Consider the following 20,772-nt stretch of genomic DNA (forward strand, 5'->3'; position numbering starts at 1 on the left):
TATCATAGCCCAGCAGGTTCCATGCCAAATTCTTCTTTTAAGACGTTCTGAGCGACTTCCTCCTCCCGCCAATAAAGCTCCTCCTTCAACAAGGCACCATGACCCGACCCTAGCTCACTAGCCCAGCCGTGTGTTACCCAAGGGTCGAAATCCAAATGCTTAGGATAATACCCCCGACTCAACATATCTCTAAACCACTCTACTGACAATTCGAAGTTGTACAATCCGAATGGTGTGGAGGGCCCCTTGGGCCATACCAAAGGCTTGGCCATCTTGAGGTTGATTAGCGTCATAAACTCATTTAACCGACACTCTGGAAGCGGCCAGGCCGGGCCTTCGGGCTTACAAAATGCCTGATGTACTAGAATCCGCTCTTCCATAGGAGGAGTATTACGGAACAACTCGTCACGCTCTGCTATAGTGGGGCGATAGCTCAAATACTTCTCCCCCGAGCATACTCCCGCCTTAAGTCCAGAGCAGTTCCAACACTGCCCCACTTTGCCTATGCCAATATGCCCGCCAATTTCTTCTAAATATTGCCCGACAATATCGCCTTTGACATATACATCGTTGTGCATAATCAAAATGTAGTCCTTATCACTCTTCTCCCAACCATACTGATAACGAATGGAATGCCTGAACATGGGTAAGCGAAATAGCTGACGCCACTCCATCTGGTTGCGTACATACCACCAAAACTTCGGCTTGAAATATACCAACCTATCCCCAAGCATCTCTTTAATAAAGTCAAAATTGGCTCCGTGAGGCTGCTTTTTCTCCTCAATAAAATAAATCTTGTCTATCCATTGCCCCGAATGCTTCAGTAAGGAAAGAATCGAAACCGCAGTTTGATACGGTTTTCCGTACACGTTCATAACGACGTCTACCTTTGTAATGCCTTGCATATACCCATTTAATGATGATGTAAGATCCCATACGCTTCCCTGAACCCTGTACTAGCAAGGCTCTGAAATCGGTCGCAGGCCCTAAATAAAACCCTATCAAACAAATATCAAAAAGATACTTGATAGTTACAAGCTTGCCATTTTTTTCCTATCCATCCAGCCGGTCTCTCCTGGGCTTTTCATGCTAATTCTATTTTTTTTCGAACAGTTGGAACAAAACGTAATTTTTATTTGTATATACATTAAATGTGATAACACTTAAAACAAAAATAATCATGTCTGCAACCAACACCTGGGTGATCGACCCTACTCATTCAGAAATTCAGTTTAAAGTAAAACACCTCGTCATTTCGACTGTAACGGGATCCTTCAAGGATTTTGAAGGTAGTATTCAGAGTGAAGATGGGGAATTTAACGGAGCAACGGTCCAATTCAGTGCGGAGACCGCCAGTATAGACACCAATCAAGCGCAACGGGACGAGCATTTAAAATCGGCCGATTTTTTCGATTCAGAAACCCACCCGAAGTTGGTCTTTTCAGATGGCAAGCTCATAAAAAAGGATGGAGATGATTATACTTTAGAAGGTCTACTGACCATTAAAGGGCAGAGCAACCCAGTAAAGCTAGACGTTGAATTTGGTGGCAACATGACCGACTTTTATGGCAACGCCAAATCGGGTTTTGAATTATCAGGAAAGATTAACAGAAAAGACTTCGGACTCACCTGGGGAGCCGTAACAGAGGCTGGTGGCGTGGTAGTTGGGGATGAGGTAAAGCTTGTAGCCAATATTCAGGTGGTAAAGCAGTAGGTTACCTATCCTATATGAGCCTTCTACGGTCCATTCCTTGATGGGCGTCCGATGGTTTAGACTTTCTATTTTCTTCAAAAACTGTGGTCCAATAGTCCTTCGGCCGCAGTTTTTTTTACGATTAACCCCATAGATAATCCGACAAACCCGCTTTATTATTACATTTGGAAAACAAAAAGCTGGCACATTGATAATTGAAACACGCGCCTATGCCCGGGCGGGACTATTGGGCAATCCCTCAGACGGATTTTTTGGTAAAACGATATCCATTTCGGTACGCAATTTTGGCGCCTCCATTTCCTTGTATGAATCGCCTGAGCTCCAGATCATCCCCGAGCCGCAGGACGGAAGCACCTTTAAAAGCGTCTTTCACCTGAGGGACTCGGTCAGTATGCTCGGCTATAACGGCGGCTTACCGCTGATTAAGGCGGGGATCAAAAAATTTGGCGACTATTGTGAAAACAACGGCATCCGGCTACCCAATCGAAATTTTACGGTACGTTATCGATCTTCTATTCCCCGCCAAGTGGGGATGTCGGGATCGAGTGCCATATTAGTCGCCTTGTTCAGGGCACTCATGCAATTCTATAAGGTAGAGATTCCTTTGCCTATACTCCCGCAACTGGTCATGGAGAGTGAGACCGAGGAACTGGGCATAGCGGCAGGCCTTCAGGACCGGGTGATCCAGTGTTACGAAGGCTGCGTGTATATGGACTTTGACAAGGATATGATCGCCAGCAAAGGACATGGCCGTTACGAGCGCATAGAACCTACCTCCCTCCCCAAACTATTTGTGGCCTACAACACCAACCTCAGCAAAGTCTCTGGCAAGGTGCACAGCGACGTACGGGCACGTTTCGATCGGGGTGAGCCGGAGGTCATTAAGGTACTCGGGCAAATCGCCGACAAGGCACGTCAAGGCTTTGAAGCCCTCCAGGAGGGACGTGCCCAAGACTTGCACGCACTGATGAACGAGAACTTCGATCTTCGCTGCCAGATCTACAATGTCCCGGAATCCAATAAAAAGCTCATTAATGCAGCCCGTAGTTGTGGAGCCTCCGCCAAATTTGCCGGCTCGGGCGGGACGATCATAGGCATCTATGAGAACGATGATATGTTGAATCAGTTATTTATCAAGCTCAAACAATTTAATGCAAGGGTGATTCGTCCCTTCGTCGTCTAATAAGATAAAAACCAGACAGAACGATTCAGAAAATATTCTTAATAATCTGACCAACAGGCAGCAATCCAAGCTAACTGAAATGGTCTCATGCAAACAACCTTTATGATACGCAAAGCCGTCATTCCCGCAGCGGGACTAGGGACTCGATTTTTACCCGCAACCAAGTCTATGCCCAAGGAAATGTTACCAATTATAGACATTCCTACTATTCAATATGTAGTACAAGAGGCCGTAGACTCCGGCATAGAGGACATCCTGATCATCTCTGGCAAGGGGAAAAGAGCCATAGAAGATCATTTTGATAGAAATGTAGAGTTAGAGTCTCGCTTGGAAGAGAAAGAGGATCTGATCTGGTTCAATGAAATGCGCCGACTGGCCGATATGGCCAATGTACATTTTGTAAGGCAAAAGGAAGCCAATGGACTTGGAGATGCCATTAATTATGCACGCCACCATGTGGGTAACGAACCCTTTGCTGTTCTTTTGGGCGACACGATTATGGATTCGGTAATCCCCGTTACCCAACAACTTATGGATACTTACGAGCAATATGGTGGCTCGGTAATAGCCGTTGAGCAGGTACCTGCCAACAAAGTAGACCGGTACGGAATAGTAGGTGGTAATGCCCTAAGTGATACGATCATGGAGCTTACCACCCTCATTGAGAAGCCAGCAGTGGAATTAGCCCCATCCAATTTGGCCATTGCGGGCCGCTACATCCTCAGCCCGGAGATATTCAAAGCCATAGACCAGACCCCAAAAGGAAAGAACAACGAGATCCAATTGACCGATTCATTATTATTATTATTGAAACGGGAGAATATCTATGCGCACCATATTGAAGGGCAGCGTCATGATATTGGCAATAAGCTCGACTACCTTAAAACGACCGTAGAGTTTGCTCTTAAGCGTAAAGAATTTGCCGAGCCCTTCCGTAAGTTCTTAGAGGAGATTTTGGCAAAATAAACACTGGTATCCCTCTTTTTGGATAGCGTACAATTAACTTAGGGGTTTCCAGCGCATGGGAGCCCCTTCCCCTCCCCTCCAGCATGAAGTCATAAAGAAGGACAGCACTTGTTTTAACAAGAACTCATTTCCGCTCTTAAGCCCACTGAATTGGTTACCGAACCCCATCGTTTAGTTATGCCTATAAAACCGACCCTATTCTGTTTATTCTTATTGCTTTGGATAGGACGCCCAAGCTTTGCACAAGACGCAGCCCCTCCGCTTCAAATCATTTTAATAGTAGCCGACGATTTGGGTTGGAAGGACGTGGGATATATGGGCTCACGCTATTATAAAACACCCCATTTAGACGCCCTAGCGGGTCGGTCAACCGTTTTCAGACAGGCCTATGCCAATGCTTCCAACTGTGCCCCCAGCAGAGCCTGCCTGCTGACTGGTAGCCTTACTCCACGACATGGGGTATATACAGTGGGTAGTTCGGAAAGAGGCAAAAGCGAAACACGTAAAATCATTCCTACGCCCAACCGGGACGACCTGGATACGGCCACGGTAACTTTTGGAGAAATATTTCAAAAAAATGGCTTCAAAACCGCAGTATTTGGCAAATGGCATTTGGGGGATCATCCTTCCCAGCATGGGTTCGACGTGCACAAGGGAGGCGGACCTGCAGGCCACCCAAAAACCTATTTTAGTCCTTATCACTTAAAATACCTTGCAGATGGCCCCAAGGGGGAAGAGCTCACCGATCGGCTCACGACGGAGGCTATGGATTTTATGAATCAAAATAAGGCCAACCCCTTTATGTTGTATCTGCCTTACTTTGCAATCCATACCCCCCTGGAGGGCAAGCCCAGCTTGATGGAGGCGTATCGAAATAAAAAACCTACTGACGGACAAGGAGAGAATCCGGCATATGCAGCACTGATAGAGAATCTAGACCACAATATAGGTCGCATAGTATCTCAGATCGAAAAACTAGGTTTGGAAAACGTGATGATTATTTTCTCGTCTGATAATGGAGGAATCGCCAAGCTTTCGAGACAGTGGCCGCTAAGGGCTGGAAAGGGCTCCTATTATGAGGGAGGGACCAGGGTTCCGCTCCTTATTTTCGACAGTCGGAAGGAGTTGGCAGGCCAACCAGCTATCGAAGCGCCAGTTCAGTTGGTCGACCTGCTGCCGACCATGGCTGAGCGGGCCGGTATTGCCCTCCCCCTCGGCGCTCCTTTCGATGGCCAGAGCCTTATGCCCTTCATGAACGGAGTGGTATCTCCACTCTGGGAAAGTCGCCCATTATTCTGGCATTTCCCCGTGTACCTAGAAGCGTACCAAAAAGGCGGGGACGACAGCCAAGATGCCCTCTTCCGCACCCGTCCGGGAAGTTCAATACGCGTTGGCCAATGGAAGCTGATTCAGTATTTCGAAAATAACGAACTCGAATTATACGATCTTCAAAATGACCCGGGTGAGCGAATTAATCTGGCAAAAATCAGGGTCGACGACACCGATCGGATGCTGGCCATCCTACAGCAAAAACAAAAAGAACTAAATGCCCCAATTCCTAGCCAGGCAAACCCCAAATACCTTCCAGAAGCCAAGCTCGATTAGTGGGCCCATGTTCCCTTATATTCTAAAACCAATAAGACTCCTAACCCAACTATGATGATTCGATTTATAATTTTAAGCTGTACCATCCTTACCTTAACCAGCCTCAGTGTGATGGGGCAAAAAAATAAAAAAGGCAAAGCCGCACTACCCAATATCATCTATATATACGCCGACGACCTGGGGTATGAAGAATTGGGAAGTTATGGTCAAAAGAAAATAAAAACCCCTCATCTGGATCAGATGGCTCGGGAAGGAATTCGGTTTACCGACCATTATACGGGTACGCCAGTATGCGCCCCTGCCCGTGCCATGCTCATGCTAGGCCTCCATGGGGGACATTCGCCGATTCGGGGCAATTTCGAACTGGGTGGCTTTAAAGACGAAGAGGAACGTGGCCAGAAACCACTCCCCGACGAATCTTTTACCGTGGCGGAGCTACTGAAGCAAAAGGGCTATGCCACCGCACTGACCGGCAAGTGGGGCATGGGCATGGGCGACACCGAAGGCACGCCGACCAACCAAGGGTTCGATTATTACTACGGATACCTCGACCAGAAGCAAGCGCATAACCTTTATCCGTCGCATCTTTGGGAAAATAATGTATGGGATACACTGAGTCAGCCCTGGTTCAATGTACATGTAAAACTGGATCCTAAAACCGCTACCAAAGCCGACTTCGACGCCTTTAAAGGGAAGGATTATGCCCCACAAAAAATGACTGAAAAGGCGCTTGAGTTTATCGACAAGAGCAAAGACGGTCCATTTTTCTTGTATATGCCTTATTCACTCCCCCATGTCTCCCTACAGGCTCCCGAAGCCTATATTGAGCAATATAAAGGACAGTTCGAAGAAAAACCCTACTATGGGCAGCAAGGCTACGCCCCTACCCAATACCCGTTTTCTACCTACGCAGCCATGATTACCTTTCTAGACGCCCAGGTAGGAATGGTCATGGAGAAAATCAAGAGCTTGGGACTAGACGACAATACCATCATCATGTTTTCGAGCGATAATGGGACCACTTTTAACGGTGGAGTGGACGCCAAATATTTTAATAGTGTCGGTGCGCTACGAGGCCTTAAAATGGATGTGTATGAAGGTGGAATTCGGGAACCTTTTATAGCCCGATGGCCAGGAAAAATAAAACCAAATCGGGTGACCGAACACCTCTCTGCCCAATATGACCTGATGGCCACATTGGCAGAAATAACAGGACAGCAAGCGCCGCCAACCGATGGCATATCCTTTTTGCCCGAATTGCTAGGGAAGAAAAATCAGCAAAAAAAACACGAATACCTCTATTTTGAGTATCCAGAAAAAGGCGGCCAATTGGCCATACGCTTAGGAAAATGGAAAGGGGTAAAAGTGAACCTGAAAAATAATCCTGGCAATCCCTGGCAATTATTTGATTTGGAAACCGACCGAAACGAAACCAATGATCTAGCTGTTAAGCATCCAGATATTCTCAAAAAAATGGATGCGATTGTCAAAAAAGAACATACGGAAACTCCTGTTAAGAAATGGCAGTTTGTCAGCGAGGTCATTGCCGCCAACGAGCCGTAGACTTTCCTGGGGTTATAATATTTCAATTAAAAAAGGGGTTTCCGATGGATTCGGAAGCCCCTTTTTTAGGCAGTATATCCTGCTCGAAAGGGCGGTCAAACGTCTTTATCGTGCACCCTTTTATCGTCCATAGGCCCTCTCAGGTGTATCACGAGTCCATTTAAGAAATTACGCAACAGCTGGTCCCCGCAAGGCTTGTAATGTTCATGCCCTTCCTTACGGAACAAGGCGCCGAGCTCACTGGCACTCACCTTAAAATCGACGAGGCTCAAAATATGAATAATGTCGTCGTTTCTTAAATGAAGGGCGACTCTTAGCTTCTTCAGTATATCGTTATTGGTCATAGTTTCTTTTTTTATGCAAGCTGCCAATAACTTCATAAATATCCAATTTTTTGTCCCGATCAACCCTGAATAATCCCTAAAACAAGACAGACCAGAACAACTTGAGTGTTCTGGCCTGAATGATATTTACTACTAATTTTTATTTTCTAGACTTTAACACGAATGATTTTACATGACTTATACAGACGACAATCGCTAAAAAAAAGGTTGTGACTGCAGAAAGAATGCAAAACAATAATTGCGATAGAGTCTATTGTAGCCACCAAGTTTTTTCGTTAATCAAGTCCTTTCCTTCTCCAAACTGACTTTTGATAGCCTCCGAAACATTTTCACGGTTGTTATTGTACTCCGCTTGGGGGTAGATCCACCGATAAGGCAAAGATACCCCGCTAGGCCGGCGGTAGTCCGGATAGCCGGTTCTGAGGGTGTTAAAGTAAGAATCCCATCCCGACTGAAAGAACGAGCGCAGGTACTTCTGCATGGCAATTCTTTCTATTTTGGCTTCGGTAGTGGTGGCCAAGGCCAAGTCGTTTAGTGGCTTGGTAAGATACTCCGTTGCCTTATCCTCAGACACATAAGCGGGCATAGATCCTTTGGTGTACGTCTCGTAGAATTTGAAAGAAGCCTTTACACCCTTATTATAATAGGCTGCGGCATCTCCGGTAATCCAACCACGCACTACTCCTTCGGCCAATATAAATTGCAATTCGGAGTACCCTAGTATTACCCGAGGCTCTGTAGTAGGGTCTTTATGATAGCGATCATTCACTTTGGAGGTTTTTCCCGCTGTAGCCTTAATGTTGACCTGAGCGTATGGAACAGCCGGATCTCCACCTTCATAAGCCGTAAAGTCAGTAAGGTCCTTACCCGCTTCGCTGGCCAGTTTGGTTTGGGTACAGTAGATAAACAACCTAGGGTCTTCACGATCTTGTAAGCGGCGGATAAAGGTAGAATCGATGTACATACCAGAACCAAAGCTACTGGAGTTGAACTCTGGATAACGATTGCCTTGTTGATCCAAGAACACCAACTGTCCGTCGTCAGCAGCGCTTGCAAGAAGCGGCTCGTTTTGGGCGATCTGAGCGAAAGCAGATTTAATATTCAAATCGGCGTCGGCTTCTTTTTTAGACAAGGACATCAGCACCTTCAACCTGAAACTATTGACCAGCTTCCTCCATTTGGTTACGTCGCCTTGATAGATGATATCACCGGCAATAATATTATTTTCATTTTTCAGCAAGGTATTCGCTTCTTCCAGTTCCTTAAGCACCCCTACAAACACCGCCTTTTGGTTATCGTATTGAGCTGGGGAATACTCGGCTTGCGTTTCCCCTTGTAAGGCCTGGCTATAGGGAATATCACCAAAGGTGACCGCCAAGTTATAGAAGTAGTAGGCACGGAAGAACTTGCCCAGCGCTACATAAGAATTATCGTTGATACGCACGGCTTCCTCCATCATTTTGGTAACATCCCGCAGGGAGGAATAAGGGCCAAAACTCCCTCTATCCCATTTATAATACTGCGCAGTATTTTCGCCATCGGTTTGTACCAACATTTTCTGGGCATAAAGAGGTCCCGTACCTCCAAACTGTTGGAAAGCCGTCCATTCTATGCTGGTCAGCAATAGCTGAGGGTGAGTTTCCGTAGGACGATTCGGGTCTATATTCATTTCGGTAAAATCTTTACAAGCCGAAAGTGTCAAGACCAAAGCAACAAGGTATATACTAATTTTTTTCATTGTCATATTTTTTAATTGGGTGAATAAGCTTACCCCTAGGGGTATTTCACTTACAATTTCAGATTAAGAGAAAAGCCAAGGAAACGAGAGGAAGGATCCTGCAAGTTGTCGTCGTCACCATAATCTGGATCCAGGATCGGCATTTTCTTAAGCATCATTAGATTATACCCAAAAATAGATGCTTCTAATCCTTTAACAGTAGGGCCGAAGTTGATCAACTTCGCCAAGTCATAGCTTACCGACACGCGTCTAAGTTTCACATAAGAGCGATCAAAGATATTGGCAAACTTCTTGTTCTCCGATTCCGTAACCGCCGCACGGTAAGGATACTGCTGGCTCCAAGTCTGCCAGTCTACCGCCGTGGTATTGGGTTCATAGGTACGGCTATCGTTAATGACATTACCGTCTACATCCCTGCTAAACTCACCACCAGTCACCACCACACCAGTGGGTACATACACGGGCTTTCCAGCGGCATATTCCTGATCTCTAAATTCCACTGAGTTGGGATGCTTACCACCCCACCACATTTTCTCGATGGTCAATGAACGGATAATTCCACCATATACCCCGTCGAAATCGACGCCAATATTAAAGTCATGAACTTTGAATTTGTTCTGGAAACCCATTCTAAAATTAGGCTCTTTATGTCCTACATTGACCGGATAAGGATCTCTGGTGGGAAGCCCACGCGCATCTAGAATTAGCTGGCCGTCGGCACTCTTCTGCCATACGGTAGCATAATGACTATCGGCCCTATCGCCTACCCTTAGGTTACCAAACTTAGACTGGTCGCCATAGATCTCGGTGATCTTACGTACGTACCTACTCCAGTTCACACCCATATCCCAATTAAAGTTACCTTGGCGAATCATTTTGAAATTACCCATAATTTCAAAACCATTGGTTTTATAAACGTTACCATTTACTTTACGAGAGCTAAATCCAGAAGACTCGGATACTCCCAAATCGATGATTTGGTTTTCATCCGTTACATTATAGTAGGTAAAGTCTAAGCTCACCCGATTTTTGAATAAGGCTGTAGAGATACCCAACTCAATTGAAGTCGTTTCTTCGGGCTTAATATTAGGGTTGATTATACCTGAAGGATAGTATACCGAAGGAGTGCTACCATATGTTACCCCTTTTGAGTAGGCCGAATAGATACTATATGGGGACAAATCGCTTGATACTTGTGCCCAAGACCCAAATACTTTCAGGAAATCCATGGCTTTTGGCATCTTAATATACTCGGACACCACAGTACTTAGGGAAGCCGAAGGATAGAAATACGAATTATTAGATGCTGGCAAGGTCGACGACCAGTCGTTCCGTGCGGTCAAGTTCAAGAATACGGCGTCATAAAAATCGAAGTTGGCAGATCCATACACGCTTCGAATCGCCTTTTCTTGAAAATAGTTGGTAGCCTGAACAGGCCCAGCGGTGTTGTTAAGGCTAAATACCGAGGGTACAATCAGTCCATCCGTTGACTGGTACTCCTGCTGATAGGTACGGTACAAGCTAGAGGCACCGGCATTCACACTCATTTGGATATTCGATGTGATTGGCTGGGTGTAGGAAGCCAATATATCGGTATCTACGTTGCGCTGCGACGTGTTCCAAATCTTATAATCTCCATTACGAGAGTCACCATAGTTCAGGTAAGTCTTAGGGCTCTGCATATCTTCGAAATAGCGTTTATCCCGCACATTGGCACGACCTTGCACGCTCAGATTCGGAAGGATTTGCCAGTTCAACTTTACTTGTCCATCTATTACGTTTCTTTGGTGTTTCTGATTGAGCTGATAAGCAGCAAAATATGGGTTATTATACCAGGCATAGTTGTAGTTGGCCTGGCGATAGCCTTCCTGGCCAGGAATCCACTGATGATTTTTGAGATCCTCCCCATTTACGTCGTCACTCATCCATACCAGGATCGTGTACATATGGTTTTTAGGACCATATCCATAACGTGGATAGTTAGGCGAAGTAACGGCCGTATAGGACATCGAAGCGTCTAAGGTCAAAGTCTTGGTAAGATCGAAAGAAGAATTAAAATTCATAGATCCCGTAGACAAAGCCGAATTAGGTACTTGCCCTTTCTGACGTGCGTACTTTCCAGAGGCATAAAAACGCGAACGATCTCCTTTATAGGCTATCGACAAATTGTTGGTAGTAACATATCCAGTGCTCAAGAAATTCCTAAGGTTATCATGTTGTACCCAGTCGATGGGGACACGCTCATACTTGGACCGATCGTCGTAAACGGTACCTTTCACATCACCCCACCAGTCGATTTGCTCACCGGTTTCCTTGTTTCGGATAGGGCTGTTCCATTGGGCTATTTTGACCCCTGGCTCAAACTTAGGGCCCCAGGTCATATCCCCATCGGAGATCCCTCCATCGGCACCATCCCAGAACTCATATTTTCCGTTAGATCCACTTCCATATTCCGTTTGCGTCTTTGGAAAAACGGTATATCCAGCAGTCATCATGTTATTGGTAGACAGGTTTATTTCAAGACCTTCTTTTTTGGCCAGCTTGCTGGTAATTAAGATAGCTCCATTTTTACCCCTAGAACCATATAATGCCGAAGCTGCGGTACCTTTAAGGACATTGATATTTTCGATATCTTCCGAAGCGATATCATAAAAATCTGTCTCTACAGGAATACCATCTAGGACAATTAAGGGGGTTTTACCACGTAGGGTAAAGGAAGGGGTTTGGAAAATCCCCGTAGGATTGGTAACGGTCAAGCCAGCAACCTGACCTGCCAAGGCGCTCCCCACATTCATGGTTTTGGCTTGTTCGAGCACCTGACCATTCACCTCTTGGGTGGTATAGCCCAGTTTTTTCTTTTGTTGCTTAATACCAATGGCGGTAACGACCACTTCATCCAAATTTTGAAGGTCCTCCTTCATGGTAATATTCAGTTCGGAACGACCCTCTATCTTAACCTCCTGGGCCGAGTAACCAATAAAAGAGAACACCAGTACCCCATCTGCTGGAGCTTGTAGGGAATAGTTCCCCTCGGCATCGGTAATGGTCCCCGTATTAGTAGTCTTTAACAGAATATTGACACCTGGCAATCCCATCCCCTTGGCATCCTTTACCTGTCCATTCACAGCGTTTTGGGCATAACTAAGCCCCGGCAACATCAATAAAATGCCCCATAAAAGAGTAGTGATTCTTTTCATAAATTGTTAGAGATAAGTGAGTAATATAATTGTTTTTGGAAGCGGCTTAGGACGTAACCACTAGTAACACGTCCCTATCTATACGGCGTAGAGCAAACCATTCTTATAGCAATTTGGCTTTCTTAAAAACGGCAATCTGGTGGAGGGTATTCTTGCGAGAGGCCCGAAGCGCCTCTTCAAAAGTATCACTGGGTTCGGTATACAATACTGCTAGGGCTACCCGAAGCACGTATTCATACTCGGCGATCAGGTCGGGCTTAGTGGAAGCATTTTTGATCTCCTTTTTATAATGCTTTCCGATGGACTTCACTGCTTTATATATATCTGGCTTTAACATGACCATTCTGACCGTTGGATCACCCGGTACAGCTTGCTCCTTCTCGTTATACCGATCGTCCACTAAGGCTCTTAAGCAAGCTATTTTTTCGCCAAAAACCTGATCGACCAATCCAGCACATACGGGAGAGTCCTGGTATGCTTCGGCTCCTTCATGGAATTCCCACAAAAAATCGGGTTGTCCACCAGGCCTGGTTTGATCCGCCATACCTTGAGCTAACATCTTAGACGAGCCAGCCCCCTTGATATCTTGCGCTTGACAAATAGGATTGAGAAAAAATAAGAGAACAACCAGAAACTTTAAAGTTTGATGGTACATCATTTTAGAGGTGATTGGTTTTATTGTGCAAAAGTAAAAAAATTGCCATCCTCATAATAGAGGTAAACGTACGGACCTTCCTTACTTCACTGAGCATAAGCAATTTACAAAATGTGATTTACAATTTCTTAATCTAAAGCAGATTTTGTTAAATTTCGCTTAACATTCCCGTATTATTGAAGACCTATTTGGGATGAGTACCAAAACAGGAATATCCCATAGCTTGATATTTTAAATTAAAAGACGGCGAAAAGTAGAGTAAAAACCCATACATTTGAGATTATAGGCTTATTTTTACAAAAAGTAATATTTAGACCATAAGCCAACCAATGCGAAAGAAACCGACCGTATACAGACTCCTACTCGGAACGTCTATCATGGGAATCATTGCCCTTTCCTGTGCTAAAAACAGTCCCGCTAATAAGGAGAAATTACCCTCTGACGCCGTAGTAATATATGAGGATGGGAACACTGCCAAAAGAAAAGCACAAGAAATAAGGGAAAATACGGTGATCAAACTCGCCGATGGACTGAAGCTAGACCTCTGGGCAACCGACTCCCTAGCTCCCGACCCCGTGGCGATTGACGTGGATGTTTACGGTAGAGTTTTCCTGAACCGAACCAACCGACAAAAAAATTCTGAATTCGATATACGTGGTCATAGAAACTGGATGACTGCATCCATAGCCCTACAGTCGGTGGAGGAGCGGCGCAAATTCCTTAGAGAGACTTTTGCGCCAGAAAAGAGTGATGAAAACAACTGGCTAAAAGATTTGAATGGGGATGGAAGCCACGATTGGAAGGACCTGGCCGTAGAAAAAGACGAAGTATGGCGACTCGAAGATACCAATCATGACGGCATGGCCGATGTATCGGTAAGGGTGATCAACGACTTTTTCGAAGAAGTGAGCGATGTAGCAGGGGGAATTTTGGTAAGAGCCAAAGACGCCTTCGTCACCATAGCCCCCGATGTGTGGCGATTTACCGATACCAACCGAGACGGTATTTACGACAAAAAAACATCCATTGCACATGGCTATGGCGTTCATATCGGATTTGGTGGGCATGGCATGTCCAACCCCATCGAGGGGCCCGATGGCAAAATATACTGGAACATAGGCGATATAGGGTCGCAGGTTACCACAGCCGACGGCACCCTGCACAACCGCTCCAACGAAGGCACCATAGCACGTTGTAACCCCGACGGCTCCGACTTTGAGGTATTTGCAGGCGGATTGCGCAACACGCATGAATTCGTTTTTGACGCTTATGGAAACCTCATCAGTTCGGATAACGACGGCGACCACCCTGGCGAAAGTGAGCGCTTGGTACATATCGTAGAGGGCTCCGATGCCGGCTGGCGTTCCAACTGGCAATATGGCAAATATACCGACCCTCGCAACAACGATTATAAAGTTTGGATGGACGAAAAGCTGTATGTCCCCCATTGGGAAGGTCAGGCGGCCTACATCATCCCCCCTATTCAAAATTTCCATAATGGCCCCACAGGCATGCAGTTCAATCCGGGTACGGCCCTGGGATCGGCCTGGACCAATAAATTCTTTTTAGTGGAGTTCGTCGGTAACCCGGCCCGTTCGCCTATCTGGGCCTTTGGACTTAAACCCAAAGGAGCCTCCTTCGTACTGGACGGTGAGCAAAATATTTTGAATGGTATTTTACCCACTGGTATCCGCTTCGGACCCGACGGCGCCCTCTATGTGGCCGACTGGATCAACGGATGGGATACCAAAAACTATGGTAGGGTATGGCGCCTAGACGTAACCGATGAGAAAAACGATCTCAAGGCCGTTCGTCAGGAAACCAACAGGCTGATGAAGCTAAACTATGAAAAGCAAAAGGAAGCAACTCTATTGGGCCTACTAGCCAATCAAGACATGCGCATCCGTCAAAAAGCGCAATTCGAATTGGCAAACCGAGGAGAAAAGGGCGCCATGGAGTTTAATAAGGCACTTCAATCCAGCAATCAATTTGCCCGGATTCATGCCATTTGGGGGTTAGGACAGCTTACACGTAGCAACAAGGCCTTTGCCAATAGACTATTGCCATTACTCAAAGACGCTGACCCTGAAATTATCGCTCAGGCTGCCAAGGTTCTCGGAGATGCGCGCATCGCTGAGGCCGGCCCTTTATTGATCCCCTTACTTAAAGATGCCAATCCCAGAGTTCAGTTTTTTAGCGCTCAAGCTTTAGGACGCATCAAAGACCAGTCGGCAGTGCCCCCTCTTTTGGAGCTCATAAAAACCAATCAGGATAAGGACTTGTACCTACGCCACGCCGCCGTATTAGCCCTTTCACGAATTGGCAAGGTGGAGCCTATGGTCGCCTTAGCCAAAAGCCCCGACCGATCGTTGCGCATTGCTGCGGTGTTGGTATTACGACGACTCTCTAACGAAAACATCCGTTTGTTCCTTCGGGATAACGACGAGTACATTGTCACTGAAGCGGCCCGTGCCATCAACGACGACCTATCTATAACGGCGGCCCTTCCCGCCTTGGCTGCCACCTTAAAGGAGTCGAGGTTCACCAGTGAGCCGTTGTTACGCCGGTCTATTAATGCGGCGCTTCGCATTGGCGGTGCCGAACAACTCAATGACTTAGTAGCGTTTGCCCAGAGAAAAAATGTTTCGGACGAGCTAAAAGCCGAGGCGCTAGCGACCTTAGGCACTTGGGCTAACCCCTCCGTGCTGGACCGCGTGGATGGTCGCTACCGCGGCCCCATCCGTCGTGACGCCCAGGTGGTACGTGATAGAGTACTGCCTCTAGCCAGTAACCTACTGGATAGTGGCAAACCGGCCATTCTGATCGCCACGTCCAAAATGCTCGCTGAGCTCGACATAACGGCCTATAACGCCACGTTGGCTCGACTGATGAATCAGCAAAACCCACCAGAAGTGCGGGTAGCCATACTGGAATCGCTCAAAGATTTGCAGTACCAGGACATGGAGTTACTCATGAAAAAAGGGATGGAAGACCCTAATGCCGACGTTCGCACTGCGGCCTTAGCGATGGTCAACAGCCTAGACTTGTCCGAATCGGCCTTGCAGTCTATGGCACAGTCGGTACTAAAAATAGGTTCCGTCAAAGAACAGCAACAATTGCTGAAAGTATTGGGAACACTCCCTTTAACGAAGAGCAAGCCTATCTTAGCAGACCTGATTGCTCAGTCGAAAGCAGGAAAGCTCCCCAAAAGTTTGGCTTTGGACCTGAACGAGGCGGTTGAAGCCACCAAATCCAGCGATCTTATGGCCCAACTTCCTCCACTTAAAAAAGTGGGTGACAGCGTAGCCGACTACCAAGATGTTCTTTTTGGCGGTAATGCTCAGGCAGGCCGACAATACTTTTTAAAAAGCTCCGAGGCAGAATGCGCCCGTTGCCATTCCATAGGAGGACAAGGAGGGGAAGTCGGCCCCAATCTTTCCAAGATTGGGAGTATCCTCAGCCGCGAGCAGATACTAGAGGCCCTTGTAGAACCCAGTGCCCGACTTTCCCCAGGCTTTGGGATGGTGATGCTGACGCTGAAAGACGGTAGCACGGCGGCAGGAATATTGATGGAAGAACATGCCGATGAGCTCGTGCTGAAAACTTCCGAAGCCGAGCCGCTAAAAATTCCTGTGGCGCGTATTGCCAAAAGAGACAACCTCCCTTCCAGTATGCCTCCTATGGGTCATATCATGTCTAAAAGAGATATTCGGGATGTAGTCGAATTCTTGAGTAGACTTAAATAACAGGACCTTCTTAAAACATACGTCCTAGCTATAAAACAAAAAGCGCGTCAGATCTTGTATCTGGTCCGCTTTTTGTTTTATATAGGTATCCAAATACAATGGAAAAATGCATATTCTTACCGAATGGAGTAAATTTTGACTATTTTTCCTAAAGCACGTACTTTTGAATGATCCCATGATACGATATTACGATGAAAGTTCAGAAAGAAGAAGATGAAACCATCCGAAAGGCCATCAAGCATTGGGAGGATCAGCAGCTTATCACGAAAGACCAATCGGCCCGACTTACCGAATCCTATGAAGTGGAGCCGGGTAACCTAGATGCAGTAGCCAAATATGCCTTAATAGCCGCCATTTCCTGTGGTCTTTTGGCCTTTGGTTCTTTAATAGTGGACGAGAAATGGATAGAACAGCTGCGAAAATCCTGGGGATATTCGGAATGGGCGGTAGGATTGCTATTTAGCATAGTCAGCGTAGCACTGATATATTGGGTAAAAGCCCGGCAAGCCAACCGTCCCGAGGATAGGGCCAGTATTGAAATTATTAATATTGGCATCGGACTGTCAGTCGCCATATCGATTGCCTACTGGATGCGCCATTTCGATAGCTTATCCTCACAGTACCAACTCCCGCTTTTGCTGGCTACCCTATGTTATTTTATCATTGCCGCCATGCTTCAGTCAAAAACCCTGTGGACGGTGATGATTCTGGCAGCTACGGGCTGGTGGGCGTCCCAAACGCACCAATGGGCCGACGGCGATTTTCGCTTCGCAGGGATGAACTACCCCTTACGGATGACCTTGTTTGGCCTCTTGATCTGGATCAGCTCTTTTGTGCTGGACCGTTTTCCCCGTCTCATATCCTTTAAGGCAACTACCTATACCGCGGGCTTAATACTCTTCCTTACGGCGGCATGGACCTTATCGATATTTGGCAACTACGACGACCTGGAGCGGTGGACGAGCATCAAGCAACAGGACTTTTGGTACTGGGCACTGGGATTTACCCTACTTTTGGCGCTACTATTAACCTTGGCCATTAAGACCGAACAAGCCATTCTGAGAGACATCACCCTGATATTTTTCCTATTAAATCTATACACTCGTTATTTCGAATATTTTTGGGAACGTACCAACAAAGGTATTTTCTTTGCGGTGCTGGCGCTGTCGTTTTGGTTTGTAGCAAAAAAAGCCGGTGAGTGGCGTAGCCGACGAAGGATCGACGAGCCTTCCAGTAGATAACCTTACGATACCAATATTACTGAATAATGAATTCTCCACGAAATATTAAGCCCGAAGAAATCGCTTTACTACATCTGTTGTTGGACAAATTGGCTATTGGCATCGAAAACCATCCACTTCCACAGCAAGTAGACCCTTATGAAGGGGACAAGATGGGGAGCATTGGCCTACAATTGGCACCCCAGGAATATGCAGGGGACCTGATCCAGGTGGAGTATATAGACAGCGATCAAACGCCCGTCGTCATTACCCTTACCCAGGACGTCCACGGGCAACTGTTGGATCTCGATTTCTGGAAAACCGATATGTCGAAACTATTGCAATACCCCCGTCCCGATCAAATTATATTCCGATAGCACGACAATAGGTCAGAATAAGAAAGACCTATTAATTTAAGCCGTTTCCATTTGTGCGTTCGATTTATAAGAAAAAGGACTGGAAATCAGTCAACCGTCTACTAGATACTCCAAGAAACCATTAATCTTACAAAAGAGGGCCGTAATTATGTAGAAACAGTCCAGTGATAGCCACTTACCTTTGTAACAAAGCTGATTATCATGGAAACAACACATCAACATCAAAAAATAACAGTACCCGTTTCGGGGTTGAGCTGTGCTGCCTGTGCGGTGAGCGTCGAGTCGATGCTGAACCAGACTGCCGGAGTAACCACAGCCTCGGTCAATTATGCCAACCAGTCGGTTCTAATCGATTTTGATCCGGATACGACCACTCTAGCCGCTCTCGATGAAGTATTGCAGGGCATTGGCTATGGGCTCATCATAGAAGAGGATGAAGAAGCCGGACTAGCAGAACAAGAGGCACTTCAAAAAAAGCAATACCAAGCCTTAAAAAACAAGACAATATGGGCGGGAATCTTATCGGTCCCTGTAGTGCTTATCGGCATGGTGTTTATGGATCTGCCCTTCGGCAATTATATCATGATGGGACTCTCGCTGCTGGTACTGTCGGTTTTTGGGCGTAGCTTTTTTATTCATGCCGCCCAACAAGCCCGTCATAGGAAGGCCAATATGGATACTTTGGTCGCCATCAGCACGGGCATTGCCTTTTTGTTTAGCACATTCAACACTTTTTTTCCAGAATTCTGGTATGCCAAAGGACTGGAGCCCCATGTATATTTTGAAGCCGCTGCCGTAATCATCTTCTTTATTCTATTAGGCAAACTCTTGGAAGAAAGTGCTAAGTCCAATACTTCCCAAGCTCTAAAAAAACTAATAGGACTACAACCTAAGACGGTCCGTGTCATAAAGGAGGGCGTCGAATCGGAGATTCCGATCAAAGAGATTCAAAAACACGATGAGGTAATCATCAAAGCCGGTGAACGTATCCCTGTCGATGGCATCGTTCTATCGGGCTCGTCATTTGTAGACGAAAGTCTGATGACCGGCGAACCCCTGCCAGCGGAAAAGAAGTCGGGTGACCGGGTATTTGCGGGAACCATCAACCAAAAGGGGAGCTTTAACTTTCAGGCGGAAAAAATCGGAAAACATACCGTTCTGGCCCAAATCATAAAGACCGTACAGGCTGCTCAAGGCAGCAAGGCGCCTGTGCAGCGGCTGGTCGATAAAATCGCGGGCATTTTCGTCCCCGTCGTGATGGGCATCGCCGTTCTCACTTTCGTCGCCTGGCTTATCCTTGGCGGAGAAAATGCCCTTACCCACGCCTTGCTGGCTTCCGTGTCGGTGTTGGTGATAGCCTGCCCCTGTGCCCTAGGCTTGGCCACCCCCACGGCCATCATGGTGGGTGTAGGCAAGGGAGCCGAGCACAATATCCTTATCAGGGATGCAGACAGCCTCGAAAACACCTATAAGGTAAACAGTATCGTTCTGGACAAGACCGGCACCCTTACAGAGGGCAAGCCTGTGGTTACCGACTGGATTTGGGAGGATAACGTTTCGGAAGCCGACCAATACCTTCGGGCCATCAAAGCCTTAGAAGCCCGATCGGAACACCCATTGGCCCAAGCCATTGTAGACCATATCCCCCAAACAACTCCTGTCGGGGTAGCCTCTTTCGAATCGATTACGGGGAGTGGCATACGCGGCCAGATCGACGGGGCAATCTACACCATAGGCACGGCGGCTCTGTTGGAAAAAGAAGGAATAACAATTTCCGAAAAGCTCCAACAACAAGGCCTGCTCCTTCAACAGGAGACCAAAACGGTGATCGCCATCGGCTATCAAAAACGGGCCATCGCCTTGGTGGCCATAGCAGACCAGCTAAAGGCTACTTCGACCCAGGCCGTAGCCGAGCTCAAAAAATTGGGCTTGGAGGTATATATGCTCACTGGCGACAACCCACAAACGGCCGCCGCCGTAGCACAGCAAGTAGGGATTTCACACTTTGAAGCCGAAGTGAAGCCCGACGATAAAATGCAGTTTGTAAAGAAACTTCAGAGTCAAGGGAAAATCGTAGCCATGGTGGGCGACGGCATCAACGACTCCCAGGCTCTAGCCCAGGCCGATGTTAGCATTGCCATGGGACGTGGATCGGACATTGCCATGGATGTAGCCAAACTCACGCTGATCACCTCCGACCTGATGGTCGTCCCGAAGGCTATCCAGTTGAGCAAACAAACGGTACGTACCATCCGGCAAAATCTTTTCTGGGCCTTCATTTATAACCTTATCGGCATTCCTATTGCTGCCGGGGTACTTTATCCTATCAACGGTTTCTTACTGGACCCGATGATAGCCGGTGCCGCTATGGCCCTTAGCTCCGTATCGGTCGTTACCAATAGTCTACGGCTTAAAGGCATGAAAATTTAGCTTACACCAAAAAATTACAAGCTTTAAAGAAAAT

14 protein-coding genes are annotated in these 20,772 nt (G+C 46.7%); 9 read left to right on the plus strand and 5 right to left on the minus strand.

The window, feature by feature from the left end; all coding sequences use genetic code 11:
• Positions 1–2 precede the first annotated feature (2 nt).
• Positions 3–905, minus strand: a complete 903-nt coding sequence (locus tag CLV98_RS05595; RefSeq protein WP_109673319.1) for a hypothetical protein — start codon at positions 903–905, stop codon at positions 3–5.
• A gap of 275 nt (positions 906–1,180) precedes the next feature.
• Between CLV98_RS05595 and CLV98_RS05600 the strand changes: the two genes are divergently transcribed.
• From CLV98_RS05600 to CLV98_RS05620, 5 genes are all read left to right on the plus strand, one after another.
• Positions 1,181–1,714, plus strand: a complete 534-nt coding sequence (locus CLV98_RS05600; RefSeq protein WP_109673320.1) for a YceI family protein — start codon at positions 1,181–1,183, stop codon at positions 1,712–1,714.
• 187 nt (positions 1,715–1,901) lie between these two features.
• The gene (locus CLV98_RS05605; protein WP_109673321.1) at positions 1,902–2,897 is read left to right on the plus strand and encodes a mevalonate kinase family protein; all 996 of its coding nucleotides are present in this window, start codon (positions 1,902–1,904) and stop codon (positions 2,895–2,897) included.
• A 102-nt stretch (positions 2,898–2,999) separates the two neighbouring features.
• Positions 3,000–3,863 carry a UTP--glucose-1-phosphate uridylyltransferase GalU gene (gene galU, locus CLV98_RS05610; RefSeq protein ID WP_109673322.1) on the plus strand — a complete coding sequence of 288 codons (864 nt, stop codon included), beginning with the start codon at positions 3,000–3,002 and terminating at the stop codon, positions 3,861–3,863.
• Between the two features lie 177 nt (positions 3,864–4,040).
• The gene (locus tag CLV98_RS05615; protein WP_109673323.1) at positions 4,041–5,468 is read left to right on the plus strand and encodes a sulfatase; all 1,428 of its coding nucleotides are present in this window, start codon (positions 4,041–4,043) and stop codon (positions 5,466–5,468) included.
• A gap of 111 nt (positions 5,469–5,579) precedes the next feature.
• The gene (locus CLV98_RS05620; RefSeq protein WP_374755177.1) at positions 5,580–7,031 is read left to right on the plus strand and encodes an arylsulfatase; all 1,452 of its coding nucleotides are present in this window, start codon (positions 5,580–5,582) and stop codon (positions 7,029–7,031) included.
• A 95-nt stretch (positions 7,032–7,126) separates the two neighbouring features.
• Here the strand turns inward: CLV98_RS05620 and CLV98_RS05625 are convergent, their stop codons facing one another.
• The 4 genes from CLV98_RS05625 to CLV98_RS05640 all read right to left on the minus strand — a co-directional run bounded on the left by CLV98_RS05625 (position 7,127) and on the right by CLV98_RS05640 (position 12,968).
• On the minus strand, positions 7,127–7,375 hold the full coding sequence (locus tag CLV98_RS05625; protein ID WP_109673565.1) for a DUF1456 family protein: 249 nt from the start codon (positions 7,373–7,375) through the stop codon (positions 7,127–7,129).
• A 250-nt stretch (positions 7,376–7,625) separates the two neighbouring features.
• Positions 7,626–9,113, minus strand: coding sequence for a SusD/RagB family nutrient-binding outer membrane lipoprotein (locus CLV98_RS05630; RefSeq protein ID WP_109673324.1), 1,488 nt, complete (start codon positions 9,111–9,113; stop codon positions 7,626–7,628).
• 50 nt (positions 9,114–9,163) lie between these two features.
• On the minus strand, positions 9,164–12,310 hold the full coding sequence (locus tag CLV98_RS05635; RefSeq protein ID WP_109673325.1) for a SusC/RagA family TonB-linked outer membrane protein: 3,147 nt from the start codon (positions 12,308–12,310) through the stop codon (positions 9,164–9,166).
• A gap of 103 nt (positions 12,311–12,413) precedes the next feature.
• Positions 12,414–12,968, minus strand: coding sequence for a hypothetical protein (locus tag CLV98_RS05640; RefSeq protein ID WP_146202232.1), 555 nt, complete (start codon positions 12,966–12,968; stop codon positions 12,414–12,416).
• 326 nt (positions 12,969–13,294) lie between these two features.
• Here CLV98_RS05640 and CLV98_RS05645 point away from each other — a divergent pair, with 326 nt between their 5' ends.
• From CLV98_RS05645 to CLV98_RS05660, 4 genes are all read left to right on the plus strand, one after another.
• Complete coding sequence (locus tag CLV98_RS05645; RefSeq protein WP_229203235.1) at positions 13,295–16,711, plus strand: DUF7133 domain-containing protein; 3,417 nt, start codon at positions 13,295–13,297, stop codon at positions 16,709–16,711.
• Between the two features lie 191 nt (positions 16,712–16,902).
• The gene (locus tag CLV98_RS05650; protein ID WP_109673328.1) at positions 16,903–17,952 is read left to right on the plus strand and encodes a hypothetical protein; all 1,050 of its coding nucleotides are present in this window, start codon (positions 16,903–16,905) and stop codon (positions 17,950–17,952) included.
• 26 nt (positions 17,953–17,978) lie between these two features.
• A complete protein-coding gene (locus CLV98_RS05655; protein ID WP_109673329.1) occupies positions 17,979–18,308 on the plus strand; it encodes a DUF6984 family protein in 330 nt (109 codons plus the stop codon).
• Positions 18,309–18,509: 201 nt separating this feature from the next.
• Positions 18,510–20,738, plus strand: coding sequence for a heavy metal translocating P-type ATPase (locus CLV98_RS05660; RefSeq protein ID WP_109673330.1), 2,229 nt, complete (start codon positions 18,510–18,512; stop codon positions 20,736–20,738).
• The last annotated feature ends 34 nt before the right edge of the window (positions 20,739–20,772 follow it).

This window comes from Dyadobacter jejuensis (genome assembly GCF_003149085.1).
Lineage (GTDB): Bacteria > Bacteroidota > Bacteroidia > Cytophagales > Spirosomataceae > Dyadobacter > Dyadobacter jejuensis.